The sequence below is a fragment of the Pigmentiphaga sp. NML030171 genome (genome assembly GCF_002188635.1).
Classification (GTDB): Bacteria; Pseudomonadota; Gammaproteobacteria; order Burkholderiales; family Burkholderiaceae_B; genus Pigmentiphaga; species Pigmentiphaga daeguensis.
The window spans coordinates 142,821-168,212 of sequence record NZ_NINX01000032.1; the positions used below are offsets into that span (position 1 = coordinate 142,821).

Sequence of the window (25,392 nt, forward strand, 5' to 3'; positions counted from 1 at the left end):
ATCCGGCAACAGGAGACATGCCATGGCCGCACCCTCGACCCGGGCCGCAGGCTGCCCGATCCACCATGATGCCGCGCCCGCCGGCGTCGGCCTCACCGGCTGCCCCGTCAGCGCGCGCGCGGCCGAGTTCGACCCCTTCGAGGACGGCTACCAGCAGGATCCGCCCGAGTACGTACGCTGGGCGCGCGAGCAGGAACCCATTTTCTACAGTCCCCGGCTGGGCTACTGGGTGGTCACGCGCTACGAGGCCATCAAGGCCATCTTCCGCGACAACATCACCTTCAGCCCCTCGATCGCGCTGGAGAAGATCACCCCCACCGGCCCCGAGGCCAACGCGGTGCTCGAACAGTACGGCTATGCGATGAACCGCACGCTGGTCAACGAGGACGAACCGGCGCACATGCCGCGCCGGCGCATCCTGATGGAGCCCTTCACGCCCGAGCACCTGAAGCACCACGAGCCCATGGTGCGGCGGCTGGCGCGCGAGTACGTGGACCGTTTCATCGACGACGGACGCGCCGACCTGGTCGACCAGATGCTGTGGGAAGTGCCGCTGACCGTGGCGCTGCATTTCCTGGGCGTGCCCGAGGAAGACATGGACACGCTGCGGCGGTATTCCATCGCGCACACGGTCAACACCTGGGGCCGGCCCAAGCCCGAGGAGCAGGTGGCGGTGGCCCACGCCGTCGGCAACTTCTGGCAATACGCCGGCAAGGTGCTGGAAAAGATGCGCCAGGCGCCGGACCAGCCCGGCTGGATGCGCTACGGCATCCGCAAGCAGAAAGAGCACCCCGACGTGGTGACCGACTCCTATCTGCATTCGATGATGATGGCCGGCATCGTCGCCGCCCACGAAACCACCGCCAACGCCACGGCCAACGCGATCAAGCTGCTGCTGCAGCACCCCGACGCCTGGCGCGAGATCTGCGAGGATCCCGGCCTGATCCCCAGCGCGGTCGAGGAATGCCTGCGCCACAACGGCTCGGTCGCGGCCTGGCGCCGCCTGGTCACCCGCGACACGCGCATCGAGGGCATGGACGTCCCGGCCGGCTCGAAGCTGCTGATCGTGACCTCGTCGGCCAACCACGACGAGCGCCACTTCGCCGACGCCGACTTCTTCGACATCCGCCGCGAGAACGCCAGCGACCACCTGACCTTCGGCTACGGCTCGCACCAGTGCATGGGCAAGAACCTCGCGCGCATGGAGATGCAGATATTCCTGCAGGAACTCACGCGCCGGCTGCCCCACATGCGGCTGGCCGACCAGCGCTTCACCTATGTGCCCAACACCTCGTTCCGGGGGCCGGAGCACCTGTGGGTGGAGTGGGATCCGGCACAGAACCCCGAGCGGCGGAATGCCGCTCTGCTGCGGGTCCAGGCGCCGGTGCGCATAGGCGAGCCCTCGCGCCACGCGATCGCGCGCAGCGTGGTGGTGGAAAGCGCCACGCCCGTGGCCGACGGTGTCCTCAAGCTGCGCCTGGTCTCGCCCGACGGCCGCGCGCTGCCGCGCTGGACGCCCGGTTCGCACATCGACGTCGAATGCGGCGAACCCGGACGCTCGCGCCAGTACTCGCTGTGCGGAGACCCCGCCGACGCGGCGGCGCTGGAGATCGCCGTGCTGCACGAACCCGGGGGACGCGGCGGATCGTCCTGGATACACGGCAATGTGCGCGTGGGCGACAAGCTGCGCATACGCGGCCCGCGCAACCACTTCCGCATGGACGAGACGGCCCGCAAGCTGGTCCTGGTCGCCGGCGGCATCGGCATCACGCCCATCGCCGCCATGGCCCGGCGCGCCCGCGAACTGGGCATGGACTACGAACTGCACTACAGCGGCCGCAGTCGCGCCGGCATGGCCTTCCTGGACGAACTGGCCGCCCTGCATGGCGAGCGCCTGCACGTGTACGTCTCGGAAGAAGGCCGGCGCAACGACCTGGCCGCGCTGTTGGGCCAGCCCCGGGAAGGCTGGAAGATCTGCGCCTGCGGCCCCAAGCGCATGCTCCAAGCCCTGGAAGCGCACTGCGCGGCCTGGCCCGACGACGCGCTGCGCATCGAGCATTTCGAGTCCAACCTCGCCCAGCTCGACCCGGCCAGGGAGCACGCCTTCGAGGTCGAGCTGAAGGACTCGGGCATCACCGTGACGGTCCCGGCCGACCGCACCGTGCTGGCTTCGCTGCGCGCGGCCAACATCGACGTGCCCAGCGACTGCGAGGAAGGCCTGTGCGGATCGTGCGAGGTGCGCGTGCTGGCCGGCCAGGTCGACCATCGCGACATGGTGCTGACCAAGGCCGAACGCGACGCGAACGACAGGATGATGACCTGCTGTTCGCGGGCGCGTGGCGGCAAGCTGGTGCTGGAGCTGTAGCGCGCCTGGGGGAGCCGGATGCGGTACCATCGGCGCAACCCAGTCCCGCTCCACTGCGCACCGTGTTCCACGTCGTCCTCGTCCACCCGGAAATCCCTCCCAACACCGGCAACGCCATCCGCCTGGCCGCCAATACCGGCGTGCAGCTGCACCTGGTGCGCCCGCTGGGCTTCGAGCTCGAGGACGCCAAGCTGCGGCGCGCGGGGCTGGACTATCACGAATGGGCCCAGGTCCAGGTGCACGACGACTTCGCCGCCGCCATCGCCGCCACCGGCGCGGCGGCGGACCGCGTGTTCGCCTTCACGACGCGCGGCTCCCGGCTGTTCGGCGCGGTCCGTTTCCAGCCCGGCGACGCCTTCGTGTTCGGCAGCGAGACGGCGGGACTGCCCGCCGCCATCCGCGACGGCTTTCCGGAGACCCAGCGGCTGCGCCTGCCGATGCGACCGGGCCAGCGCAGCCTGAACCTGTCCAACTCCGTCGCGGTGGCGGTGTTCGAGGCCTGGCGGCAGTCGGGCTACGAAGGCGGCCTGTAAGATACGGATACGAAAAGGAGGAACGCGATGCCCATTCTGACCACCCACGTCGGCAGTCTTCCCCGCGGCGACGAACTGGCGCAATTGCTGCTTGCGCGCGACCATGGCCAGGAAGTCGATCTCGACCAGTTCGAGCGGACCGTGCAAGCGGCCATCGACGGCGCGGTGCAGAAACAGGTCCAGGCCGGCGTCGACATCATGAGCGACGGCGAACTCGGCAAGGTCGGTTATGCCACCTACATCACCGAACGGCTGGAAGGCTTCGGCGGCCACATCGACCGGCAGCCCGCCAAGGACCTGGCCGACTTTCCCGAACTGCGCAAGAAACTTGCCGCCATCATGGGCTCCCAGGAGTTCGTGCGCGCCGCCTGCGTCGGTCCGGTGAAGCTGCGCACCATGGAGCCCTGCCACGCCGACATCCGCCGCTTCAAGTCCGCCGTCGAGCGCCACGGCCAGGGCCGTCGGGCCTTCATGAACGCGGCCTCGCCGGGGCTGGTGACCGCGTTCCAGCCCAACAAGCACTATCCGACGCACGAGGCCTACCTGGCGGACCTGGTCGAGGCCATGCGCCCCGAATACGAGGCCATCGTGGCGGCGGGCTTCGACCTGCAACTGGACTGCCCGGACCTGGCCATGGCCGCCCACACCGGCTACCAGAACCTGAGCGAGGCCGAGTTCATCAAGCGGGCATGGCAGAACGTCGAGGCCCTGAACGCCGCCACTAGCAACATCCCGCCCGAGAAGCTGCGCATGCACATCTGCTGGGGCAACTACGAAGGCCCCCACCACTGCGACATCGCGCCGGAAAAGGTCATCGACCTGATCCTGGCGGCCCGGCCGGCCACCATCCTGTTCGAAGCCGCCAACCCGCGCCATGAACACGAATGGGAAATCTGGCGCGCGGCCCGGCCCGAGAACAAGATCCTGGCCCCCGGGCTGATCGACAGCTGCTCGAACTACGTCGAGCATCCGGAACTGATCCGCCAGCGGCTGGAGCGCTACGTCTCGTTCATGGGCGAAGACCGGGTGGTGGCCAGTACCGATTGCGGCTTCGGCACCTTCGCGAACTACGGCAAGATCGATCCGGCCGTGACCTGGATGAAGCTGTCGGCGCTGCGCGACGGCGCCGACCGGGCCAGCGCCGCCCGATAGGCGGACACGGAAGGAGCGGCCCGGGCAGGCGGGCCGCCTACCACTGCACCGACACGTACTTGGTCTCCATGTATTCCTGCATACCCTCCCAGCTGCCCTCCCGGCCCAGCCCGCTCTGCTTGACCCCGCCGAACGGCGCCGCCGGATCCGACACCAGCCCCCGGTTCAGCGCCACCATGCCGAACTCCAGCCGCTCCGCCAGCTTCAAGCCCTTGGCCAGGTCGCGCGTGTAGAGGTACGCGGCCAGGCCGTATTCCGTGCCGTTGGCCAGTTCCACCATCTCGTCCTCGGACGCCACGCGCACGATGGGCGCGACGGGGCCGAAGATCTCCTCGCTCAGCACGCGGCTGTCGGCGGGAACGTCGCCCAGGACGGTGGGCGGATAGAAGTAGCCCGGACCGGGCAGCCTTTCCCCACCGCACAATACTTTTGCTCCACGCGACACGGCGTCCTGGACCAATTCCTCCACCTTGTCGCGGGTCGCGGCGTCGATCAGGCTGCCAACCTGGTTGGCCTCGTCCAGGCCATGGCCGATCTTCTGTTCGCGCATGCGCTGCGCGAAGGCCCGGACGAAGGCGTCGTAGACCCCCGCTCCGACATAGAAGCGGTTGGCCGCCGTGCAGGCCTCGCCCATGTTGCGCATCTTGGCGATCATCGCACCGTCGACCGCGGCCTCCACATCGGCGTCGTCCAGCACCAGGAAAGGGGCGTTGCCGCCCAGTTCCATCGGCGTCTTCAGGACCTGGTCGGCGGCTGCCTTCAGCAGGATGCGTCCCACCTCGGTCGAACCGGTGAAGGACACCAGCCGCACGCGCGGGTCGTGCAGCCAGAGGTCCACCAACGGGCCCGAGCGCGACGTCGGCACGATGTTGACCACGCCGTCCGGCACGCCCGCCTCGGCCAGGATGCCGGCCAGCGCCAGCATGCTGAGCGGCGTCAGCGAGGCCGGCTTGACCAGCACCGTGCAGCCGGCCGCCAGCGCGGGAGCGATCTTGCGCGCCCCCATGGCCGAGGGAAAGTTCCATGGCGTGACCAGCGCGACGACGCCTATGGGCTGATGCTGGACCAGGATCCGGTAACCGCCGGCCGGCGCCTGGCTGACCGATCCCAGGTTGCGGCAGGCCTCTTCCGAATACCAGCGGAAGAACTCGGCGGCATAGCGGATCTCGGCCCGGCTGTCGGCCAGCGGCTTGCCGTTCTCCAGCGTGATGATGCGCGCCAGTTCCTCCAGCCGTTCCAGCATCAGCAGGTGGACCTTGCGCAGCACTTCGGCCCGGGTGCGCGGCGGTGTGTCGCGCCACGCGGGCAAGGCCGCCGCGGCGGCGTCGACGGCCGCGCGCGCGTCGTCCAGGCCGGCGTCGGCCACCTGGGCGACCGACTCGCCCGTGGCCGGGTCCGACACCGTGAACGAACGTGGCTGGGAAGGCCGCGCCCAGTTGCCGTCTATGTAGAGACCGGTGGGCAGATTGGCGATGGATAGCATAGGGATCTCGCGCATGGCGTCAGGCGGCGGTATCCATGGGATGACGGCCGACGAAGAAATCGCCGTTGGGCGAGTCGGTGGGCGTCAGGCCCGATTTGACCAGCGCCTGCCGCAGGCTGTTCATCGTGTTCTCGTTGATGCGCATGGTCGGCTGGCGCACCGGGCCGCCGTTGAAGCCATTGAGCCAACCCTCGAACTTCCACAGCATGCGGTTCAGGAACTGGGTCTGCGAGGAATACGAATTGGCCGCGGCCCGCGCCTTGCGCGCCGGCGTCAGCTGCCAGTAGAGCTTCGTGGCCTCGTCGTATTTCTTCTCCTGGATCAGGTTGAAGATGCGCGGGATCATGCCGCCGTAGTACTCGGTGTCGCTGGTGCCGATGAACTGGATGGGCACGAGCTGGGCCAGCGCCAGTGCGTACTGTTCGAGCGGCATGGTCACGACCACGTCCTTGCTGAACAGGCGATAGGCCTCGACCCAGCCCATGATGCTGGGCATGCCGCCCTCGGCCTTCAGCGCGGCGATGTTCGGGCAGTCGTCCAGCAGGCGCCGGATCAGCGGCGCCTCGAGGTCGGACGGGTGGACGCGCTCGAAGCCCCAGTGGGGCACCTGGAACAGCATCACGCCCAGGTCCGTCGCGTCGCAGAAGGCCTTGGTGTAGTCGTAGATGTCCTGCGAGGTGCGGGCGTAGAAGTTGGCCGGATAGGACAGCAGGATCAGCTCGGCGCCGTTGCGCTCGGCAATCTTCGCCGCCTCGATGTTCTCTTCCAGCGTGTTGAAGCTGGCATGGTGGATGAGTTTGAGCCGGCCGCGCGATTCGTCGTTCGCCCACGCGAAGAACTGCTCGTACTCGGGCAGCGTGATGGCCACTTCCGAGACCATCAGCGTGCCGGAGAAGCCCAGCTCGATCTCATGGCGGATGTCGTGGCGGATGCCCTGCTCGTTCAGGCCCTTGAGGTCGGCGGTGAACGAAGGGATCACGACGTTGGCGACGCCGCGCAGGTGTTCGTGTGCCCAGTCGCGGGCTTCGTGTCGTTGGTAGGAGGCCATGTTCCAGTTCCTGTGCGAAGAAATCTATTGTTTGTAGGTGAAGGCGATGGGCAGCTCGACGGCCAGCCCCGCGCGGGTGGCCAGGTCGAAGACGAGCTCGGCCGCGACGATGTCCTGCAAGGCCGAGCCCACCGACTTGAACATCGGCAGCCGGGCGCCGGCCGCGATCTCGCCGCGCACCAGCTGGTTGAGCGAGCGCAGCCTGGGGGCGAAATCGATGCCGCGGGCCCGCGCCTCCAGCATGTCCCCGGACTCGGCACTGACCTCGTCGGGCATGTCGCAGACGATGAGGTCGCAGCGCTCGACCACCGAGGCGTCGATCTCGCGCTGCTGCGGCAGCGTGGAGCCGACCGATACCAGCACCATGCCGTCGCGCAGCGCGTCGGCATGCAGGATGGGCGTCTCGTCGCGCGACCGCGCGGCCGCGATGCCGATGTCGGCGCCTTCCATTGCCGCCGCCGCGGTAGCCGCCGGCCGGCACGGCACGCCCAGCGCCGCTTCGAAATCACGCGCGAACTGCTCGCGGTTGGCCGGCGTGGGACTGTAGATCCGCAAGCCCTCGACCTGCCGCAGCGAGGCGATGGCCTGGACGTGGGCGCGCGCCTCGGCGCCGCTGCCCAGCACGCCCAGCCGCACCGGCCGCCGGGGCGCCAGGCAGTCGACCGCCAGCGCCGAGGTGGCCGCGGTGCGATAGGCGGTGATTTTGTTGGCGTCGAGCAGCGCGCGGATCTCGCCCGTGTCCTGGTCCGCCAGCGAAATCAGGTAGTTCATGCCGCGGTTGCGGCCGCGGCCGAACACCTTGGCGCCCATGAAGCGCTTGCCGGGCGGCACGCTGGCCAGGGCGCGCAGCGACGCGCCGTCGCCCCGGGCGAAGGTGCGGGGCGGACTGATGTGCTCGTCGTGGCGCTGGGCATAGGCCTCGCGCAGCGCGGCCACCAACGCGTCCCAGGTCAGCACCCGCTCGACCGCGTCGGTGCCGATGAAGACCGGCGCCGTGCCGCTCATTTGGCCACCTCCCGCGTCTCGGTCGCGGCGATGCGGTGCGTGATGGCCGCGATCGATTTCACGTAGGAGGCCCAGAACGCCGCGAACTGGGTTCCGGCGGAATACTTGACCTCGCCGCCCGCGCTGGACACGATCTTCTTGAACTCGGGATCGCCGGCCGCGGCCTCCACCGCCTGCCGGATCCTGCGCTCCACCGTCTGCGGCGTGCCGGAGGGAATGAAGATGGCCGTGCCCGCGACCGAGTCGAAGTCCACGCCGCCATCCTTCATCCGGGGCAGGCCGGCCGGATCGGTCCATGGTTCGTCGCCGGCGGTGGCCAGGTACTTCAGCCGCCCGGCCTTGACCTGGGTCAGCGACAGCGAGCGCGACAGCAGCGCGAAATCGACCTCGCCGGCCACCAGCGCGGTCACCAGCGGGCCTCCCCCCTGGTAGGGAATGTGCCGGACCTTGATGTGCGCCGTGTCCGCGAATGCGGCGGTGCGCACGTGCACCTCGCCGAAGAAGCCGGTCGACCCGTAGGTCAGGGCGTCGGGCCTGGCCTTGGCCGCCGCGATCAAGTCAGGAAAGGTCTTGTAGGGGCTGGCCTCGGGCACCACCATGGCCACCGGCTCGGCGCTCAGCATCGCGATGGGCGTGAGCTGCTCCAGCGTGAACGGCGGCTTCTGCTTGTTGACCACCGCCTGCTCGGGCAGGCTGGCCACGCTCAGCAGCGAACACAGGATCGTATAGCCGTCGGCCGGCGCATTGGCGACCTGGCTCACGCCTATGGCGCCGCCCGCCCCCGGGCGATTGACGACCACCACGGTCTGCTTGAGCGCGCGCTGAAGCGCGGGCTGCAGCGCGCGAGCCATGTTGTCCGCCGTGCCGCCCGGGGGAAAGGGAACGATCAGGTTGACCGGCCGGTCGGGATACTCCGCCCGCGCGCCGGGCGCGGCGACCAGCGACAGGGCGGCGAATGCCGCGGCCCACAGCGTGGTTTTCATGATGGTCTGTCTCCATGTGAAAGTGGTCTGGCGGCGCTCTGGCGGCGCCTTGCAGGCGGCCCGGCTGCCGGGCCCGCCATCCTGGCTGGATGGCCGGATCTGCCTTTCATCCGACCAATTGGTTTTATTTGGTTTTCAATGGTATTGATTTGTCGAACTATAAAGCCATTCTTCCCGCGACATTCCCGGTGTTTTCACCTAGATTCAATACCGTTCAGCGCCTTACAATGAAACCAATTTGAACCAATATAGGACCAGACATGCTCCCGTCTCCCAGCCTCCAGGTCCGCGCCGATCCTGTCCAGGCGCTGCGCGCGGAATTGCTAGACGGCCTGCGTACGGGAAAATGGGCGCCCGGCAGCCGCCTGCCGACCGAGCGCAGCCTGTGCGCGGACTTCGGCGTCAGCCGGTCCGCCTTGCGCCGGGTGCTGCAAGAGCTGCGGGACCAGGGCCTGATCGTGCAGAAGGTGGGAAGCGGAACCTATGTCTCGGACACGCCGTCCGGCGCCGCACCGGGCATCGTGGCGGCTGCGGGCAAGCTGCTGGCGATTCCGTCGGCCAGCCCGGCCGAGATCATGGAAGCACGGCTGTTGCTGGAACCCATGATCGTCGAGCTCATCGTCAGCAATGCCACCCTGGCCGACTTCGAACGGCTCGAGTCCTGCTGCGCGCGGTCCGAGGCCGCCGACACGCTGGAGGAGTTCGAGCATTGGGACAACGCGCTGCACGAGCAGCTGGCACTGGCCACCCACAACGCGCTGTTCGTCGGCATGTTCAGGCTGCTGGCGGAGGTGCGGAACAGCGGGGAATGGGGCTTCCTGAAAAAGAAGATCGTGACGCCCGAACGGCGCAGGGAATACGAGGCGGAACACCGCCGCATCGTGCAAGCCTTGAAGCATCGCGATGCGGACACCGCGCGGCGGGAAATCTTCGAACACATCGTGCACGCGCGGACCAATCTGCTGGGCCGGATCTGACTTCCCCGGCCCGGGCGGCAAGCCAGGACCGGGGGGCGTTCAGGCACGCGCCGGGCGCCGTACCGACCTGAGCGTCCCGCTCGTGCCGCCGCCGCAGAAGAAGCGGTCGGCGCCATCGGACTCCAGGCCCGACACGCCAGTGCCCGGCGGCATCTCCAGCTTCGCCAGGACTTCACCGCTGCGCGCATCGATGCGCCTCAGGTCGCTGGCGTCGCCTTCCCAGGTGCCGTGCCAAAGCTCGCCGTCGACCCAGGTCACACCGGTGACGAAGCGCTCGGACGTGATGGAGCGGAGGATCTTCCCGGTCTCGGGATCGATCTGGTGGATCTTGCGCGCGCGGTAGTGGCCCACCCACAAGGATCCTTCCGCTCATGCCAGCCCCGAGTCCTCGCCGCCGGCCGGCGACGGGATGGTGGCCAGCACCCGCCCCGTTTCCGGGTCGATCCTGCGGATGTGGCCGTCGGCGATCTGGTAGAGGTGCCGGCCGTCGAACGCGGTGCCGGCATTCGCCGGGATCTCGATGGAGCGCTGGACCTCGCCGCTGGCCGGGTCCATGGCGCTGAGCCGGTCGCCGGTGGCGAACCAGACGTTCTTGCCGTCGTAGGTCACGCCGTGCACGCCTTCGGCACCGGGAAAAGGGCCGTACTCGCGGAGAATGTGGGCTGTCGATGTCTTCATGGCTTTTGCTCGCTGGTAGGGTCAAGGAACGGGATGTCCATGGAGGCATCCTAGCCCTCCGGCAACGCGGCCGGGAGTAACAAGGTTGTCGCGAACCCGGGCACCGGCGGCATCAGCCAGCGGCGAGCCCGCCCCCGGCCGGTGGCCTGCACCCTGCCCGCTCCGGCCAGTTCGTCCAGGGCCCGCTGCACGGTACGCTGGCTGGCGCCCAGCGCCAGCGACAGCGCCGAACTCGACCACGATTCGCCGTCCGCCAGCAGGGCCAGCACCGCCGCGTGGGGCCCCTCCACGGGCCGGGCCAGCACGGCGACATCGCGCGCCCGGCGTGGCGCCAGCGCGAAGCCGCGCCGCGTCGCACCGACGTCCGCCAGTCCCGCCAGCGCCTTGCGCAGGCGGCCTATCTCCACACGCAGTCGCGCACGATGCGTCTCGTCGGGATGCCGCGTGCGGAAGGCGCGCTCGATCAGCGTCTCGCGGGCCACGTCGGCGGGCCACGCGTCGCCCAGCATGCGCGCGAGCGTGAACAAGACCGGGCGCCGCGCCAGCGGCACCACCAGCCTCCCCTCGCGCACCGCATGGCGGCAGGCATCGACCACGAGCGCATCCGAGGCCAACATCGCTTCCACCTCCGCCAGCGCGACCAGGCGCTCCTGCCCTTGCCATCTCAGCCGGGCCGCGGGCATGTCCAGGACGGCGGCGGCCTGCCTGACTTCGGCTTGCAGGGCGGGAATACCGGCGCGGTTCGCGGCCTGTTCCGCCCGTGCCAGCGCCGCCCGGGCGTCGGCGGTGCGCAGGCGCCGCATTGCAATCCCCGCCGCCAGCAGTTCATGGATGGCCGCCGCGGCAACCGTCAGCGGACCGGCATCGACCCCGGCCAGCAGCCGTTCAGCCTCCGCCAGGCGGCCGATCAACAGGCAACGCCGGATTTCCAGGTGGCGCACGTGCGCGACATTGGTCAGATCGCCATGCGCCTCGAGCGTGGCGCGCGCGGCCGCCAGCGCCTTGTCCGGCCAGGCCAGCTCACGCGACGCAAGCGCGATCTCGGCCTCGGCCACGACGCAGCGCGCGCGGGCCAGGGCCTGCCCGGGTCCGAACGCGCCAGCCGCCCGCCGCACCAGCATCCTGGCGCGGACGAATTCGCCAAGCTGGGCCATCGCGATGCCGCGCAGCGCCAGTGCCGGCGGATCGTCGCGCAGCGCCACGCGGTTCAAGGCCCCGAAGGGATCACCGGCGGCCAGCGCCCGGGCGGCCTCGGCTATCAGCGCATCCATCCGAATCCCGCCACATTTGTCACTCCCGCCGTCCGGCGGCCCGATCCTAATCTAGCACACGCCTCCCGCATGCCGATCGCGCCGATCGGGTCCGACCCGCGGGAAATCCAAGGAGAAACGATGATGCGACATACGACAGGCACACGGGAAGAATGGCTGGCCGCGCGGCTCGATCTGCTGGAGGCCGAGAAGGCCTTGACGCGCCAATCGGACGCACTGGCCCGGCAGCGGCAGGCGCTGCCCTGGGTGGCGATCGGCAAGAACTACCGCTTCGACACGGAGCAAGGCAGCGCATCGCTGGCCGACCTCTTCCAGGGACGATCGCAACTGCTCGTCTATCACTTCATGTTCGGTCCCGACTATCAGGCGGGATGCCCGTCCTGCTCGTCGATCGCCGACAGCTTCGACGGCTTCGCCGTCCACCTGGCCAACCACGACGTCACGCTGATGGCGGTCTCGCGCGCGCCGCTGGCCAGGCTGCTGGCGTACAGGCAGCGCATGGGCTGGCGCTTTCCCTGGGCCTCGTCCCAGGACGCCGACTTCAACTTCGACTTCAGCGTCTCGCACACCGAGGCCCAACAGTTCGAACAAGGCATCGCCTACAACTACCGGCGCGAACCCGCCTGCGGCTGCCACCCGGCCCCGGCTGACACCGGCCAGCGCGTCGATGGCCGCCTGGCCGCGATGTGCGGCACCGACACGAACACCTACCTGCGCGAACGCCCAGGCATGAGCGCCTTCGCGATCCAGGACGGCACCGTCTACCACACCTATTCCACCTACGCGCGCGGGCTGGACGGACTCTGGGGCATGTACCAGTGGCTGGACCGCGCGCCGCTGGGGCGCAACGAGCAGGGAGTCTGGTGGCGCCGGCGCGATGAATACGGCAGGCGCTGAGATGCGGGCGGCGTGGCGGCATGCCGGCAGGCGCTTCGTGGGCGGCACGGCGCTGGTCCTGGCCGCGACCGGCGCGTTCATGCTGGCACGAGCGGTGCATCTGGCCTGAAGCGCCAGATGGAAAATAGCCCCCGCGCTTGCCGCTGTGCGGCGGCGCTGTCCCCCAGGGGACGTTCTCATCTTGGAAAAAAGGCGCTCCGGAGAGCGCCTTGGCTTGAAGAGGACGGGCCCCGTTCAATCGAGCGTCAGGTTCAAGCGCTTGATCACCGCGCCCAGCGTCTGCTGTTCCTTCTTGATCAGCGCGGTCAGTTCGGCCGGGGTGGACGGCGCGGCGGTGAAGTACTGGGCGGTCAGCTGCTTCTGCACTTCCTCGCTCTTGATGATCTGCACCAGCTCCTTGTTCAGCCGGTCGATGATGGGCTGCGGCGTACCCGCGGGCATCAGGATGGCCTGCCAGGAGATGACCTCGAAATCGGGCACGCCCTGCTCCCCCATGGTCGGCAGGTCGGGCAGCGCCGGGCTGCGCTTGGTGCTGGTCACGGCCAGGGCCTTGAGCTTGCCGTCGCGCACCTGCGGCATGGCGATGGCGGGCACCATGAAGCCGGCCTGCACCTGGCCACCCAGCATGGCGGTCACGACCTGCGGGAAGCCGGCGTACGGCACGTGCAGGATGTCCAGGTTTTCCTTGCCCTTGAGCAATTCCATCGCCAGGTGGGCGGAGCTGCCCGCGCCGACGGTGCCGTAGTTAAGCTTGCCGGGCTCCTTCTTCACCAGCGAGGTGAAGGCGCCGACCGAGTCGACGTTCAGCGAAGGCGGCACGACCAGCACGTTGGGGCTGGTGGCGACCAGCGTGACGGGCGCGAGGTCCTTCAGCGGGTCGTAGTTGAGTTTGGTGTAGAGCGCGGGGGCGGTGGCCAGCGGTCCGTTGATGGTGAACAGCATGGTGTAGCCGTCCGGCGCGGCATGGGCCACCGTGCCGGTACCGATGTTGCCGCCGGCGCCGGGCTTGTTGTCGATCACGATCGCCTGCCCGAGCTGCTTGGCCAGCGGCTGCGAGATCACGCGCGCGATGATGTCGGGCGACGAGCCGGCGGGGAACGGCACGACCAGCTTGATGGGCCGGCTGGGCCAGTCGTGCTGGGCGAAGGCGGGGGTGGCGGCCATGAGGCCGGCGGCCACGGCCGCGCCGAGCAGGCGGCGGCGCAGGGCCGGCGCGGAGGAGGCGGAAGAATGCATGGATATCTCCGTTATTGGATGTTGGACTGGCGGGCGGGACTGCTTCACACCGCGTCGCTGTTCTTGACCCATCGGTCCACATGTACCGGCTGCGCGCTGGCCAGGCGGTCCAGCAGGCGGTCGATATCGGTGTCGACGATCAGCGCCTCGAGATGCACGGCGCGCACGAACCCCTGTTCATGGGCATGGCGCGCGAAGGCAAGCAAGGCATCGTAATAGCCGTTGGCGTTGAGCAACCCCACCGGCTTGGAGTGGTAGCCGATCTGTTGCCAGGTCAGCACCTCGAAAAGTTCGTCCAGCGTGCCAAAACCGCCGGGCAGCGCGACGAAGGCATCCGAGAGCTCGACCATGCGGGCCTTGCGGGCGTGCATGGTGGGCACGACGTACATGTCGGTCAGGCCCTTGTGCCCGACTTCCTTTTCCCACAGCCGCTCGGGGATGACCCCGGTCACCTGCCCGCCCGCCTCGAGCGCGGCATTGGCCACGTGCCCCATCAACCCGACACTGCCGCCGCCGTACACCAGCCGCATCTCCCGCGCCGCCACCGCGCGCCCGAAGTCGCGCGCCACCTCGGCGAAGAAGGCATCGTTCCCGGCACTGGCCCCGCAATACACACAAACCGCATCCATCTGAAATTCCCTTAAGAACCCCTACCGCCCCCGGCCCCAGGCACCTCCGACCCAGGATGCCGCGGATCCGGCTCCGCCGGTCCGCCAGCATCGCCCCCCTGGGGGAGCGCGCGCAAGCGCGTAGGGGGGGCTTCCACCTTCGGATCACGAGCCAGCAGGCGAGACACCGCCTGCGCCGGCGGCACGCGGTCGAACAGCACCGAGCAGACGGCCTCGGTAATCGGCATCTCGATCCCGCAGCGGCGAGCCAGGTCGCGCACGGCCGGCGCGCAGCGCACGCCCTCGGCCACCTGGGTCATGTCGCCCAGGATCTCGTCCAGCGACCGGCCGCGGCCGATTTCCAGGCCAACGTGGCGGTTGCGGGACAGGTCCCCGGTGGCGGTCAGGATCAGGTCGCCCAGTCCGGTCAGGCCGGAGAAGGTGTCGGCCTGCGCGCCCAGGGCCACGCCCAGGCGCGTCATCTCGGCCAGGCCTCGGGTGATGAGGGCGGCACGGGCGTTGGCGCCCATGCCCAGGCCGTCGCCGATGCCGCAGGCGATGGCCATGATGTTCTTGACGGCGCCCCCGACCTCGACGCCGACGATGTCCTCGCTGCCGTAGACGCGGATCGCGCCGCCGTGCAGCGCATCGGTCACGCGGTCGCGCAGTTCCGCGCTGGCGCTGGCGATGGTCAGCGCCACCGGCAGCCCGCGGGCCACCTCGCGGGCGAAGGACGGGCCGGACAGCACGCCGGTGGAAATACCGGCCGCGCCGGCGAACGCCGCCTCAGCGATGGCGTGCGGCAGCCGGCCGGTGCCCGCGTCCAGGCCCTTGCAGGTCCAGGCCACGGCGAGGTCGCTGATGCCGTGGCGGGCCACGCCTGCCGCCACGTCGCGGCAGGCCTGCTCCATGCCGGCCACCGGCACGCCCAGGATCAGCAGCGGGCGCGGGGCACCGCGCAGGTGGCCGAACAGGTCGTCCAGTTCGCTCGTGCAGCGCAGATCCGGCGGCAGCGCGACCCCGGGCAGGTAATCGGCGTTCTCGTGGGTATCGGCGATGCGGCGCGCCAGTTCGGGACGGCGCGCCCACAGCATGGTGGCATGGCCGCGGGCGCAGGCGGCGGCAAGCGCCGTGCCCCAGCTGCCCGCCCCCAGGACGGCGACGCGCAGGCCCGGCGCCATGTCCGCCATGATGCCGCGGCCGCTCAGTGCTTGGTGCCCGGCGGCAGGATCAGGCCGGCATCGTTGCCGGCCTGGGCGACTTGCTGCTCGGCGGCGGCCTGGGCCACGCGCTGCTCGTAGATGGCCTGGAAGTTCACCTCGGCCAGGTGCAGCGGCGCCATCGACGCGCGGGTGATGGCGTCGGCGATGTTGCTGCGCAGGTAGGGGTAGATGATGCCGGGGCAGGCGATGCCCAGGATGGGGTCGAGCTGCTCCAGCGGAATGTTGGCCAGTTCGAAGATGCCGGCCTGCTTGCCTTCGACCAGGTACAGGACCTTGTCGCCGACCTTGGTGGTCACGGTGGCGGTCACGGTCACTTCGAAGACGGTCTCGGCCAGCGCCTGGGCGCCGACGTCGATGGCGACCTCGACTCCGGGCTGCTCGGTTTCCAGGAAGATCTGGGGCGCGTTGGGCAACTCCAGCGACAGGTCTTTCAGGTAGACGCGCTGGATGTTGAACACGGGGGCTTGCTGCTCTTGATTGTCGGACATGGGGAGAAAGTCTGGAAACGGAAAGCCTGCTGGCTGAACCCGGCCCCCGGTACGCGCGGAGCCGAAACGTATGCACCAAAAGAACACGCCGGGGACGCGCCCCGGCTACAACGAAATCACTGGTCCTGCGTCGCCTGGCCGGCAAGCAGGGGTTGCAGCCCGCCCGCGCGGTCGAGCGCGGCGAGTTCGTCGAAACCGCCCACGTGCGTATCGCCGATGTAGATCTGCGGCACGGTGCGCCGGCCGGTGCGCTCGATCATCTCGGCCCGGCGCTCGGGCTCGGCATCGATGCGCACCTTCTCGATCTCCTGCACGCCGCGCTGCTTGAGCAGCATCTCGGCGCGCATGCAAAAGGGGCAATACCCCGTCGAATACATCAGGACTTTCTGCATGGCGCTATCCCTTCGCAATGGGCATGCCCGCCTGCACCCAGCCGGACAGTCCTCCCGACAGGCTGCTGACCTCGGCAAAACCCTGGGCCTTGAACTGGGCCACCGCCTTGGCCGCGTCGCGGCCGTTGCCGCCCACCAGGATGAGCGGCTTGTTCTTGGGCAGGCCGGCCGCCTTCTGTGCCAGGTCGGCCAGCGGCACGCTGCGCGACTGGGCGATGTGCCCGGCCGCGAAATCGGCCGCCGGGCGCACGTCGACGAACACCGCCTGGCGCTGGTTGACCGCGGCCGTGGCTTCGGCCGCGCTCATGGCCCCCCCGGCCTGGCCGCCCCGCAGCGATTGCCACAGCAGCATGCCGCCCGACACGAGGGCCAATGCGATCAGGAGAATGTTGTCGAGGATGAATTTCACGAGCGGACCCTGGAAACCTGGTGGGAGGAACACACGCCCCGCCGGCCGGACAGCCTGGCGTTACGCGCGCTTACGAATTCGCAAAACGGCGGGAAAACCACAAGATCCGCCGGATTTTTGCCGTTGCGGCGGCCCGATTCCGGCCCCGCGGCAAAGACAATGCCGCAGGATTATAAAATGTCGGGATAGGCAGCCGCTTTTTCAACGGGCTGCTGCCGTCAGTCCCCGCCGTTTTCGGGCGGGCAGCCGAATTGTATTCAACCTTTACGCGCAGCGCCCCTGCGCTCCCGGGACATGGTCAAACTCGTACTGATGCGTCATGGCGAAAGCCAATGGAACCTTGAAAACCGCTTCACCGGCTGGACCGACGTCGACCTGACGGACAAGGGCCGCGAAGAAGCCCGCAAGGCGGGCGAACTGCTCAAGCAGGAAGGGTACGACTTCGACCTCGCCTACACCTCGGTCCTGCGCCGCGCGATCCGCACCCTGTGGATCGCCCTGGACGCCATGGACCACATGTACCTGCCGATCGAGCACAGCTGGCGCCTGAACGAGCGCCACTACGGCGCCCTGCAAGGCCTGAACAAGGCGGAGACCGCCGCCCAGTACGGCGAGGAACAGGTGCTGGTCTGGCGCCGCGCCTACGCCATCGCCCCGAACCCCCTGTCCGCGGACGACAAGCGCCACCCGCGCTTCGATCCGCGCTACGCCGGCCTGCCGGCCGACGAACTGCCCGCCACCGAATGCCTGAAGGACACCGTGGCCCGGGTCGTTCCCTACTGGAACGAGACCATCGCCCCGTCGCTGAAGGCCGGCAAGCGGGTGCTGATCGCCGCCCACGGCAACAGCCTGCGCGCGCTCATCAAGCACCTGGACGGCATCTCGGACGACGACATCGTCGGCCTGAACATCCCCACGGCCCAGCCGCTGGTGTACGAGCTGGACGACGACCTCAAGCCGATCCGCCACTACTACCTGGGCAACGCGGACGAAATCGCCGCCGCCATGGCCGCCGTGGCCGCGCAAGGAAAGGCCAAGGCCAAGTGAAGCGGCTCGCGGCGATACTTCTGATCGCCTTGCCCGCGGCGGCGGGCTGGCCGCTTGCCGCGGCCGCCGCCGACGCGGGCAAGGCGCCCTCCGACCCGGCGGCCGTGGCGCGCGAGCGCGAAGCCCTGCGCAAGCGACTGGAAGCGCTCAAGAAGGACATCGCCGAGGGCGAGGAAGAACACGCCGACGCGGCCGACGCCCTGAAGGAGTCGGAGCAGACCATCTCCAAGGTCAACCGCCGGCTGGTCGAGCTGGGCAACGCCCAGCGCCGGGCCAATGCCGAGCTGGAGCGCCAGAAGCAGGCCATTGCCGAAAAGGAAAAGAACCTGGCCCAGCGCCAGGCCCACCTGGCCGACCTGCTGCGCCGCCAGTACGCGGTGGGTGGCCTCACGCCCTGGGGCGCGCTGCTGTCGGGCGACGATCCGCAGCGGCTGAACCGCAATCTCGCCTACCTGGGCTACATCGCCCAGGCCCGCGCCAACACCGTGACCGAGCTGCAGGGCGAGCTGGAGGAACTGGCGCAGTTGCGGGCCCAGGCCGACACCAAGCGCAGCGAGCTGGAACAACTGGCGTCCGAGGAGAACAACCAGCGCCAGGAACTGCTCAAGCAGTCCGAGCAGCGCCGCAAGGTCCTGGCCGACATCTCGTCCAAGCTGAACAGCCAGCGCCGCCAGGCCGCCAGCCTGGCGCGCGACGAGCAGCGCCTGTCGCGCGTGATCGAGGACCTGACCCGCATGCTGGCCAGGCGCGCCGAGGAAGCCCGCCGCAAGGCCGAGCAGGCGCGCAAGGCGGAACTCGCCCGCCGGGCGGAGGAAGCGGCCAGGCGGGCCGCCGCGCAGCGCGCCGCCGAACAGGCCGCGCGCGAGGCCGGCAAGCCTCCCCCGCCACCGCCCCCCGAGCCCCCGCCCGAGCGCGCGGTGGCGCGCAACGACACCCTGCCCGACGCCTCGCTGGCGGGCCAGTTCGAGAAGCTGCGCGGCCGCCTGCGCCTGCCCGTGCGGGGCGACATCGTGGGCCGCTTCGGCGCCGCCCGCGGCGAAGGCGGCACCTGGAAGGGCGTCTTCATCCGCGCCAGCGAAGGCACCGAGGTACGGGCGGTCGCCGCCGGCAAGGTGGTCTTCGCGGACTGGCTGCGAGGCTTCGGCAATCTCCTGATCATCGACCACGGCAGCCAGTACCTGTCGATTTACGGCAACAACCAGTCGGTGCTTCGCCACGTCGGCGACGACGTCAAGGGCGGCGACGTCGTGGCCAGCGTGGGCGCCACCGGAGGGCAGGCGGAATCGGGCCTATACTTTGAACTGCGGCATCAAGGCGCGCCGTTCGACCCGCTGCGGTGGGCCTCGTTGCGCTGACCCCCCTACCCGGATATCCTGATCGCACGCGCGCTTGCGCGCCTTCCCCAGCACATTCAACCTATCGACGAGAACCCGCGAGGCCCTGGGATGTCAAAGCTTGACGTCCCGAACCGGGGCCCGGAGGAATACATGGGCAGCAAGAGTAAAGTTCGCAGTATCGGCCTGGTCAGCCTGGGCGTGGTCGCCGGTGTCCTGGTCAGCCTGGGCATCACCGCCGTGGCGCAGCGGGAAACCCGTGGCCCCTTGCCGCTGGAAGAACTCCGGCAGTTCTCGAATGTCTTCGCCACCATCAAGAACAACTACGTCGAGCCGGTCGAAGACAAGAAGCTGATCGACGGCGCCATCGCCGGCATGCTGTCCGATCTCGACCCGCATTCGGCCTACCTGGACGCCGACGCCTACCGCGAAATGCAGACCGCCACGCAAGGCGAATTCGGCGGCCTGGGCATCGAAGTCGGCACCGAGGACGGCTTCGTCAAGGTCATCTCCCCCATCGAGGACACCCCCGCCGCGCGCGCGGGCGTCAAGGCCGGCGACCTCATCGTCAAGATCGACGACAAGTCCACCAAGGGGCTGCTGCTGAACGATGCGGTCAAGCTGATGCGCGGCAAGCCCAAGACCTCGATCACGCTGACGCTGGTGCGCAAGAACGAGGTCCAGCCCATCGTCGTCAAGATCGAACGCGACATCATCAAGGTCCAGAGCGTGCGCAGCAAGATGCTGGACGGCAATACCGCCTACGTGCGGATCGCCCAGTTCCAGGAGCAGACCGGCGCCGACCTGGCCACGCACCTCGAACGCCTGGGCAAGAGCGGCGCGCCCAAGGCGCTGGTGCTGGACCTGCGCAACGACCCGGGCGGCCTGCTGCACAGCGCGATCGCGGTCTCGGCCGCCTTCCTGCCGCAGAACACGCTGGTGGTCTCCACCGACGGCCGCACCGCCGACGCCAAGCGCAAGTACCAGACCAATCCGGCCGACTACCTGCGCAGCAGCGACGACTACATCAAGCGCCTGCCGGCCTGGACCAAGACCGTGCCCATGGTGGTGCTGGTGAACGCCGGCTCGGCCTCGGCCTCGGAAATCGTGGCCGGCGCGCTGCAGGACCAGAAGCGCGCCCGGGTGCTGGGTGCCCAGACCTTCGGCAAGGGCTCGGTACAGGTCATCCTGCCGATCTCGCGCGACTCGGCCATCAAGCTGACCACCTCGCGCTACTACACGCCCAACGGACGGTCCATCCAGGCCAAGGGCATCGTGCCCGACTACCCGGTCACCGACACGCCCGAGGGCGACCTGTACGAGCGGCCGCGCGAAGCCGACCTGGCCAAGCACCTGCTGAACGACAAGGATCCAAACGGCGAGATCAAGTCGGCCGCCCAGGATCCGGCCAAGGCCGCCGAGCGCAAGACCATCAAGCCGATCGAGTTCGGCAGCGCCGACGACTTCCAGCTCGCGCAGGCGCTGAACCTGCTGGCCGGCAAGCCGGTGCAGCTGGCCAAGGCCGAAGACGTGGCCAAGGCCGCCGCCGAACTGGCCGAGCGGAACAAGACTCCCGCCGAAAAGGCCAAGGACGCCACGAAGGACGAGAAGCCCGCCGCGCCCGTCCCCGCGCCGCCCGAGCAACCCGTTCCCGCGCCGGCCAAGTGAACGACGAGCAGCTACTGCGCTATTCGCGGCATGTGCTGCTGGACGAAATCGGCATCGAAGGGCAGCAGCGCCTCCTGGAGGCGCGTGCCCTGATCGTCGGGGCGGGCGGACTCGGCTCGCCCGCCGCCTTCTACCTGGCTTCGGCAGGCGTGGGCAACCTGGTACTGGCCGACGACGACACCGTCGACCTGACCAACCTGCAACGCCAGATCCTGCACACCACCGACCGCGTGGGCCGCTACAAGGCCGAATCCGGCAAGCAGACCCTGGCCGCTATCAACCCCGAGGTCGCCGTCCAGGCCCTGACCCAGCGGCTGATGGACGAGGCGCTGGACGCCCAGGTGGCCGCCGCCGACATCGTGCTGGACTGCACCGACAACTTCGCCACCCGCCACGCCATCAACCGCGCCTGTGTCCGGCACCGCAAGCCGCTGGTCTCGGGCGCGGCCATCCGGTTCGACGGCCAGGTCGGCGTGTTCGACCTGCGGCGCGGCGATGCGCCGTGCTATCACTGCCTGTTCCCCGACGGCGAGGACGTCGACGAAGTCAATTGCGCCACCATGGGCGTATTCGCGCCGCTGGTGGGCATCGTCGGTTCGACCGAGGCGGCCGAGGCGATCAAGCTGCTGGCGGGCATCGGCACCAGCCTGTCGGGGCGCCTGCTGATGCTGGACGCGCTGGCGATGAAATGGCACGAAGTGCGGGTGGGCCGGGACGCGGGCTGCCCGGTGTGCGGCGGGCGTCCCGCGCATCCACCCGCCTCCTGAACGGTATCGGCGCCCGCCCTGGGAGGTCCCCATGAAGATCAAGCACATCGCGCTGGTCGTCCCCGATCTCGAGGCAGCCGCCACCTTCTACGAAACCGCGTTCGACATGAAGCGCGTCGGGCGCGACGACCTGGAAATGGGCTCGGGCATCTACCTGTCGGACGGCAGCACCAACCTGGCCCTGCTGCAGTACAAAGAAGGCCATCCGCTGGCGCCGTCCAGCGGTTTTGCGGGCGTGCACCACTTCGGCTTCCAGGTCGACGACCTGGCCGAGGCCGAGCGCCGGATCGAGGCGGCCGGCGGCAAGTTCTTCTTCTCGCTGGGCAACGATCCGGAAAAGAAGAACTTCGAGAAGAAGTTCAAGGACCCCTTCGGCGTGGTGTTCGACATCTCGAAAAGCGGCTGGGAAGGCACCGGCCGCGACTGACTGGCCACCGGACGGCGGCGGTCAGGCCAGCATGATCTGGATCTGCACGTCCAGGAATTCCGACGGCGACTTCTTCCAGCCGCTCTTGGCGTAGCGCTGCCAGCGTCCCAGGATGAAATGCAGGATCAGGCTGGCGCGGGCATGGATGTCGTCGGTGGGAGGCAGCTCGTTCAAGGCCAGCGCGTTGCGCAGGCACTGCCGCAGCGAGGCCTCGATGCGGTCCAGGAACTGGTTCATGCGTTCCTGCAGGCGTTCGTCCTCGGACACCAGCGCATCGCCGATCAGCACCCGCGTCATGCCCTTGTTGCGCTCGGCGAAGGTCAGCAGCATCAGGATGGCCTTGCGCGCCTGCGCGAGGCCGCTGGTCTCGGATTCGGAAATCACGTTGAACAGGCCGAACACCGAGCTTTCGATGAACTCGATCAAGCCCTCGAACATCTGCGCCTTGCTGGCGAAATGCCGGTACAGCGCGGCTTCGGAAACCTGGAGACGCGCGGCCAGCGCCGCGGTGGTGATGCGTTCGCCCTTGGGATGCTCGAGCATTTCGGCCAGCATCTGGAGGATCTGGGTCTTGCGCTCGCTCGTCTTGCTAGAGGCCATGTCGCGGTGGGTTTCCGTGCAAAGGAGGAAAAATCGCCCGCTTCGCAGGGCCGCCCCAGACGGAAACGGCTAACTACGGCGCAGGGCGCGACGCTGTAACAACAAGTGACTGACGGAGTTTACTTGAAGGTCGATGAAAAGCGGGCGTCCTCGATGCGTCTTGGCGAACGGCGTGCCCGGATGGCGGACGTAGACGGTGCGCATGCCGGCCTTGCGAGCGCCGCGCAGGTTGGCGGACGTGTCTTCGACCAGCACTGAATTGTTAGCGCTTACTCCCTCCATGGCCATGACGTGGCGCATCAAAGCCGGCGAAGGCTTGACCCGGAATTCACCATGGAAGCGCATGTCCTCGACCGCCCACAGGCTGTCGAAGCAGTGCAGGATGCCGAGATGGCGCAGGATGGTGCGGGCGTAATTGTGTGGCGCGTTCGTCAACAGGATCTTGCGTCCGGGCAGCCGTGACAACCGGTTACGCAAATCCTTGTCCGCGCGCACCAGCGGGCGGATGTCGAAGCTGTGGCTGCGGTGCAGGAACTCCGCCGGCGACACGCCGTGGTGCCGGACCATGCCGATCAGCGTCGCGCCGTAGCGCTGCCAGTAGCGCTTGCGCAGCACGTGGGCCTCTTCCTCGGACACGTTCAGTGTCTCCATGACCGCCTGGGTCATGGACAGGTCGATGTGCGAGAAGATGGCGTGCGAGGCATCGTGCAGCGTGTTGTCCAGGTCGAAGAACCAGACCGGCTCCCCCTTCCCCGCGCCCGCCGGCCGCCGCGTCACCCGCACGCGGCTCAACGGCCGCCGCACCTGCCGCCGCGGCGCCGACGCCACCGAAGGTACCCCAGTAACCGCCGCGGCAACTTCACTTACGTAGAGGTCCCCCCCTACGCGCTGCGCGCGCCCCCCAGGGGGCGATGCGGGCGGACCGGCGAACATGGCCCCCATCAGTGGCTTTTGATCATGGTTCCCACGCCTTGCGCGGTCAGGATTTCCAGCAGCAGACAGTGTTCGACGCGGCCGTCGACGATGTGCACGGAATTCACGCCGCTCTTGGCGGCTTCCAGGGCCGACGAGATCTTGGGCAGCATGCCGCCCGAGATGGTGCCGTCGGCGAACAGCTCGTCTATCTTGCTGGCGGTCAGGCCGGTCAAGAGGTTGCCGTTCTTGTCCAGCACGCCCGGAGTGTTGGTCATCATGATCAGCTTCTCGGCGTGCAGCACCTCGGCGATCTTGCCCGCCACCAGGTCGGCGTTGATGTTGTAGGCCATGCCGTCCTCGCCGAAGCCGATGGGCGAGATGACAGGGATGAACTGGTCGTCCTGCAGCGCCTTCACCACCGACGGGTCGACGGACGCGATCTCGCCCACGAAGCCCAGGTCCAGTTGCGCGCCGGGGTTGTTCTTGTCCGGCATCAGCATCTTGCGGGCGCGGATCAGGCCGCCGTCCTTGCCGGTCAGGCCCACGGCCTTGCCGCCGAACTCGTTGATCATCATCACGATGTCCTGCTGGACCTGGCCGCCCAGCACCCACTCCACCACTTCCATGGTCTCGGCGTCGGTCACGCGCATGCCTTGCACGAAGCTGCCCTGCTTGCCGACGCGCTTGAGCGCGTCGTCGATCTGCGGGCCCCCGCCATGCACGACGATGGGGTTCAGGCCCACCAGCTTGAGCAGCACCACGTCATGCGCGAAGCTGCGTTGCAGGCGTTCTTCCGTCATGGCGTTGCCGCCGTACTTGACCACGATGGTCTTGCCGTGGAAACGGCGGATGTACGGCAGGGCTTCGGCCAGCACGCCGGCCTTGATCCGGGGCGTGAGCGTAGCCAGCGGTCCGTGTTCGGGAGACGAGGAATCTGCTTGATGGGTGTCGGTCATGGCGGCGCGCCTGAGGGAAGGAATGGACAAACAGGCTCAATTGTAGCCACTGCGCCAGCCGGATTCCGTCCACAGGATATCCCGCCGTTATCCCCCGCTTGTCCCGGCCTTTTCCCCAGGCTTGTCCGCAGGGCTGTCCACGGCTTCCCCACAGGGTTCCACACAGCTTCTCCACATGAACGCCCCCGGTTTTCCACTGCATTTCCCCAGGAAACCCACAGCTTGCCCACAGCCTTTCCACAAGGTTGCCCACATGTTGTCCACATAGGTTTCCAACGGTCTTCCACAGCCTTGCCCCCAGGGTTGTCCACAAAAGGCGCGAAGCTTGAAATACCGCGGATTGGCCGTATTTACCTTGACATGATGGGAAGGTCTAGAATCGTCCCATTCCAGGTCAGGAGATCACCATGCAGGCGTTGAACATCGGACAGGCTTCGGAGGCATCGGGCGTCTCGGCCAAGATGATCCGGCATTACGAATCCATAGGATTGATACCGCCCGCCCACCGCACCGAATCCGGCTACCGGCTCTACGGCGAAAGCGATGTCCATACGCTGCAGTTCATTCGCAATGCGCGCGACCTGGGCTTTTCGATCCCGCAGATCGGAACGCTGCTGGAACTCTGGAATGACCGCGGCCGACCCAGCGCCGAGGTCAAGCGCCTGGCCTGCGCCCACATCGATGAACTGGACGAGAAGATCCGGGGTCTACAGGCCATGAAGGCCACGCTGGAGCAGCTTGCTTCCCACTGCCATGGGGACCACCGTCCGGACTGCCCCATCCTGAGCGGGCTGGCGACCCCGGGCATGGGCACGCGCGGCCTGGCCGAGCATACCTGCAACGGATGAAACCAATCCCCATGCCCGGGTAGCCCGCCGGTCGACCCTGTTAGCATTTCGGGTATCGGCGGCTTGCCCGCCGCGTCTATCG

At 68.4% G+C, this 25,392-nt stretch carries 25 protein-coding genes and 1 pseudogene; 11 read left to right on the forward strand and 15 right to left on the reverse strand.

Annotated features, from left to right (window positions below; genetic code table 11):
* The first annotated feature begins 22 nt into the window (after window positions 1–22).
* The 3 genes from CDO46_RS11725 (at window position 23) to CDO46_RS11735 (ending at window position 4,050) form a co-directional block, all read left to right on the forward strand.
* Complete coding sequence (locus tag CDO46_RS11725; protein ID WP_087838643.1) at window positions 23–2,365, forward strand: cytochrome P450/oxidoreductase; 2,343 nt, start codon at window positions 23–25, stop codon at window positions 2,363–2,365.
* A 62-nt stretch (window positions 2,366–2,427) separates the two neighbouring features.
* Window positions 2,428–2,898 carry a tRNA (cytidine(34)-2'-O)-methyltransferase gene (locus tag CDO46_RS11730; RefSeq protein WP_087838644.1) on the forward strand — a complete coding sequence of 157 codons (471 nt, stop codon included), beginning with the start codon at window positions 2,428–2,430 and terminating at the stop codon, window positions 2,896–2,898.
* Window positions 2,899–2,925: 27 nt separating this feature from the next.
* The gene (locus tag CDO46_RS11735) at window positions 2,926–4,050 is read left to right on the forward strand and encodes a cobalamin-independent methionine synthase II family protein (RefSeq protein WP_087838645.1); all 1,125 of its coding nucleotides are present in this window, start codon (window positions 2,926–2,928) and stop codon (window positions 4,048–4,050) included.
* Between the two features lie 37 nt (window positions 4,051–4,087).
* Here CDO46_RS11735 and CDO46_RS11740 read toward each other — a convergent pair whose 3' ends face one another.
* Genes CDO46_RS11740 through CDO46_RS11755 form a run of 4 tightly spaced genes read right to left on the reverse strand, consistent with a single transcriptional unit; the run spans window position 4,088 to window position 8,569 of the window.
* Entirely contained in the window at window positions 4,088–5,533 is a 1,446-nt protein-coding gene (locus CDO46_RS11740; protein ID WP_087838646.1) for an NAD-dependent succinate-semialdehyde dehydrogenase, read from the reverse strand.
* A 19-nt stretch (window positions 5,534–5,552) separates the two neighbouring features.
* Complete coding sequence (locus CDO46_RS11745; RefSeq protein ID WP_087838647.1) at window positions 5,553–6,581, reverse strand: dihydrodipicolinate synthase family protein; 1,029 nt, start codon at window positions 6,579–6,581, stop codon at window positions 5,553–5,555.
* Window positions 6,582–6,605: 24 nt separating this feature from the next.
* A complete protein-coding gene (locus CDO46_RS11750) occupies window positions 6,606–7,586 on the reverse strand; it encodes an ornithine cyclodeaminase family protein (RefSeq protein ID WP_087838648.1) in 981 nt (326 codons plus the stop codon).
* The gene (locus tag CDO46_RS11755; RefSeq protein ID WP_087838649.1) at window positions 7,583–8,569 is read right to left on the reverse strand and encodes a tripartite tricarboxylate transporter substrate binding protein; all 987 of its coding nucleotides are present in this window, start codon (window positions 8,567–8,569) and stop codon (window positions 7,583–7,585) included. The genes CDO46_RS11750 and CDO46_RS11755 overlap by 4 nt, the downstream gene beginning before the upstream one ends.
* A gap of 260 nt (window positions 8,570–8,829) precedes the next feature.
* Between CDO46_RS11755 and CDO46_RS11760 the strand changes: the two genes are divergently transcribed.
* Window positions 8,830–9,546, forward strand: coding sequence for a FadR/GntR family transcriptional regulator (locus tag CDO46_RS11760; protein ID WP_087838650.1), 717 nt, complete (start codon window positions 8,830–8,832; stop codon window positions 9,544–9,546).
* Window positions 9,547–9,585: 39 nt separating this feature from the next.
* On the opposite strand, the pseudogene CDO46_RS11765 reads toward CDO46_RS11760, so the two are convergent.
* A pseudogene (locus CDO46_RS11765) lies at window positions 9,586–10,224 on the reverse strand (PQQ-binding-like beta-propeller repeat protein).
* Window positions 10,225–10,274: 50 nt separating this feature from the next.
* Window positions 10,275–11,495 (reverse strand): helix-turn-helix domain-containing protein, encoded by a 1,221-nt coding sequence (locus tag CDO46_RS11770; RefSeq protein WP_087838651.1) that lies wholly within the window; start codon window positions 11,493–11,495, stop codon window positions 10,275–10,277.
* A 120-nt stretch (window positions 11,496–11,615) separates the two neighbouring features.
* Here CDO46_RS11770 and CDO46_RS11775 point away from each other — a divergent pair, with 120 nt between their 5' ends.
* A complete protein-coding gene (locus CDO46_RS11775) occupies window positions 11,616–12,392 on the forward strand; it encodes a DUF899 domain-containing protein (RefSeq protein ID WP_087838652.1) in 777 nt (258 codons plus the stop codon).
* A gap of 234 nt (window positions 12,393–12,626) precedes the next feature.
* Here the strand turns inward: CDO46_RS11775 and CDO46_RS11780 are convergent, their stop codons facing one another.
* The 6 genes from CDO46_RS11780 to CDO46_RS11805 form a co-directional block, all read right to left on the reverse strand.
* Window positions 12,627–13,556, reverse strand: a complete 930-nt coding sequence (locus tag CDO46_RS11780; protein WP_132979665.1) for a tripartite tricarboxylate transporter substrate binding protein — start codon at window positions 13,554–13,556, stop codon at window positions 12,627–12,629.
* Window positions 13,557–13,672: 116 nt separating this feature from the next.
* Entirely contained in the window at window positions 13,673–14,257 is a 585-nt protein-coding gene (locus tag CDO46_RS11785) for a TIGR00730 family Rossman fold protein (protein ID WP_087838654.1), read from the reverse strand.
* Window positions 14,258–14,268: 11 nt separating this feature from the next.
* Entirely contained in the window at window positions 14,269–15,426 is a 1,158-nt protein-coding gene (locus CDO46_RS11790) for an NAD(P)H-dependent glycerol-3-phosphate dehydrogenase (protein ID WP_087838655.1), read from the reverse strand.
* A 14-nt stretch (window positions 15,427–15,440) separates the two neighbouring features.
* Window positions 15,441–15,947 carry a protein-export chaperone SecB gene (secB, locus tag CDO46_RS11795; RefSeq protein WP_087838656.1) on the reverse strand — a complete coding sequence of 169 codons (507 nt, stop codon included), beginning with the start codon at window positions 15,945–15,947 and terminating at the stop codon, window positions 15,441–15,443.
* Between the two features lie 116 nt (window positions 15,948–16,063).
* On the reverse strand, window positions 16,064–16,339 hold the full coding sequence (grxC, locus tag CDO46_RS11800; protein WP_087838657.1) for a glutaredoxin 3: 276 nt from the start codon (window positions 16,337–16,339) through the stop codon (window positions 16,064–16,066).
* A 4-nt stretch (window positions 16,340–16,343) separates the two neighbouring features.
* Window positions 16,344–16,748, reverse strand: a complete 405-nt coding sequence (locus CDO46_RS11805; RefSeq protein ID WP_279815810.1) for a rhodanese-like domain-containing protein — start codon at window positions 16,746–16,748, stop codon at window positions 16,344–16,346.
* 294 nt (window positions 16,749–17,042) lie between these two features.
* Between CDO46_RS11805 and gpmA the strand changes: the two genes are divergently transcribed.
* The 5 genes from gpmA to CDO46_RS11830 all read left to right on the forward strand — a co-directional run bounded on the left by gpmA (window position 17,043) and on the right by CDO46_RS11830 (window position 21,991).
* Complete coding sequence (gene gpmA / locus CDO46_RS11810) at window positions 17,043–17,795, forward strand: 2,3-diphosphoglycerate-dependent phosphoglycerate mutase (protein WP_087838658.1); 753 nt, start codon at window positions 17,043–17,045, stop codon at window positions 17,793–17,795.
* Window positions 17,792–19,150: a murein hydrolase activator EnvC gene (locus tag CDO46_RS11815; RefSeq protein ID WP_087838659.1), complete on the forward strand. Its 1,359-nt coding sequence runs from the start codon at window positions 17,792–17,794 to the stop codon at window positions 19,148–19,150. The genes gpmA and CDO46_RS11815 overlap by 4 nt, the downstream gene beginning before the upstream one ends.
* A gap of 132 nt (window positions 19,151–19,282) precedes the next feature.
* A complete protein-coding gene (locus CDO46_RS11820; RefSeq protein ID WP_087838660.1) occupies window positions 19,283–20,797 on the forward strand; it encodes a S41 family peptidase in 1,515 nt (504 codons plus the stop codon).
* Window positions 20,794–21,564, forward strand: coding sequence for a molybdopterin-synthase adenylyltransferase MoeB (locus CDO46_RS11825; protein ID WP_087838661.1), 771 nt, complete (start codon window positions 20,794–20,796; stop codon window positions 21,562–21,564). The genes CDO46_RS11820 and CDO46_RS11825 overlap by 4 nt, the downstream gene beginning before the upstream one ends.
* A 31-nt stretch (window positions 21,565–21,595) precedes the next feature.
* Window positions 21,596–21,991, forward strand: coding sequence for a VOC family protein (locus CDO46_RS11830; RefSeq protein WP_087838662.1), 396 nt, complete (start codon window positions 21,596–21,598; stop codon window positions 21,989–21,991).
* Between the two features lie 21 nt (window positions 21,992–22,012).
* Here CDO46_RS11830 and slmA read toward each other — a convergent pair whose 3' ends face one another.
* From slmA to argB, 3 genes are all read right to left on the reverse strand, one after another.
* The gene (gene slmA / locus CDO46_RS11835; protein WP_087838663.1) at window positions 22,013–22,591 is read right to left on the reverse strand and encodes a nucleoid occlusion factor SlmA; all 579 of its coding nucleotides are present in this window, start codon (window positions 22,589–22,591) and stop codon (window positions 22,013–22,015) included.
* Window positions 22,592–22,660: 69 nt separating this feature from the next.
* Entirely contained in the window at window positions 22,661–23,383 is a 723-nt protein-coding gene (locus CDO46_RS11840) for a pyrimidine 5'-nucleotidase (protein ID WP_254914585.1), read from the reverse strand.
* A gap of 149 nt (window positions 23,384–23,532) precedes the next feature.
* Entirely contained in the window at window positions 23,533–24,462 is a 930-nt protein-coding gene (argB, locus tag CDO46_RS11845) for an acetylglutamate kinase (protein WP_087838664.1), read from the reverse strand.
* A gap of 416 nt (window positions 24,463–24,878) precedes the next feature.
* Here argB and cueR point away from each other — a divergent pair, with 416 nt between their 5' ends.
* Complete coding sequence (gene cueR, locus CDO46_RS11850; protein WP_087838751.1) at window positions 24,879–25,310, forward strand: Cu(I)-responsive transcriptional regulator; 432 nt, start codon at window positions 24,879–24,881, stop codon at window positions 25,308–25,310.
* Window positions 25,311–25,392 lie beyond the last annotated feature (82 nt).

Coding starts and splice junctions, on each gene's coding strand:
- CDO46_RS11780 (WP_132979665.1), bottom strand. CDS start 13,556: ATGGCCGCCACCCCCGCCTTCGCCCAGCACGACTGGCCCAGCCGGCCC.
- CDO46_RS11755 (WP_087838649.1), bottom strand. CDS start 8,569: ATGAAAACCACGCTGTGGGCCGCGGCATTCGCCGCCCTGTCGCTGGTC.
- CDO46_RS11790 (WP_087838655.1), bottom strand. CDS start 15,426: ATGGCGGACATGGCGCCGGGCCTGCGCGTCGCCGTCCTGGGGGCGGGC.
- CDO46_RS11735 (WP_087838645.1), top strand. CDS start 2,926: ATGCCCATTCTGACCACCCACGTCGGCAGTCTTCCCCGCGGCGACGAA.
- grxC (WP_087838657.1), bottom strand. CDS start 16,339: ATGCAGAAAGTCCTGATGTATTCGACGGGGTATTGCCCCTTTTGCATG.
- CDO46_RS11785 (WP_087838654.1), bottom strand. CDS start 14,257: ATGGATGCGGTTTGTGTGTATTGCGGGGCCAGTGCCGGGAACGATGCC.
- CDO46_RS11740 (WP_087838646.1), bottom strand. CDS start 5,533: ATGCTATCCATCGCCAATCTGCCCACCGGTCTCTACATAGACGGCAAC.
- CDO46_RS11830 (WP_087838662.1), top strand. CDS start 21,596: ATGAAGATCAAGCACATCGCGCTGGTCGTCCCCGATCTCGAGGCAGCC.
- CDO46_RS11760 (WP_087838650.1), top strand. CDS start 8,830: ATGCTCCCGTCTCCCAGCCTCCAGGTCCGCGCCGATCCTGTCCAGGCG.
- CDO46_RS11775 (WP_087838652.1), top strand. CDS start 11,616: ATGATGCGACATACGACAGGCACACGGGAAGAATGGCTGGCCGCGCGG.
- CDO46_RS11750 (WP_087838648.1), bottom strand. CDS start 7,586: ATGAGCGGCACGGCGCCGGTCTTCATCGGCACCGACGCGGTCGAGCGG.
- CDO46_RS11770 (WP_087838651.1), bottom strand. CDS start 11,495: ATGGATGCGCTGATAGCCGAGGCCGCCCGGGCGCTGGCCGCCGGTGAT.
- gpmA (WP_087838658.1), top strand. CDS start 17,043: ATGGTCAAACTCGTACTGATGCGTCATGGCGAAAGCCAATGGAACCTT.
- CDO46_RS11820 (WP_087838660.1), top strand. CDS start 19,283: ATGGGCAGCAAGAGTAAAGTTCGCAGTATCGGCCTGGTCAGCCTGGGC.
- secB (WP_087838656.1), bottom strand. CDS start 15,947: ATGTCCGACAATCAAGAGCAGCAAGCCCCCGTGTTCAACATCCAGCGC.
- slmA (WP_087838663.1), bottom strand. CDS start 22,591: ATGGCCTCTAGCAAGACGAGCGAGCGCAAGACCCAGATCCTCCAGATG.
- argB (WP_087838664.1), bottom strand. CDS start 24,462: ATGACCGACACCCATCAAGCAGATTCCTCGTCTCCCGAACACGGACCG.
- CDO46_RS11725 (WP_087838643.1), top strand. CDS start 23: ATGGCCGCACCCTCGACCCGGGCCGCAGGCTGCCCGATCCACCATGAT.
- CDO46_RS11745 (WP_087838647.1), bottom strand. CDS start 6,581: ATGGCCTCCTACCAACGACACGAAGCCCGCGACTGGGCACACGAACAC.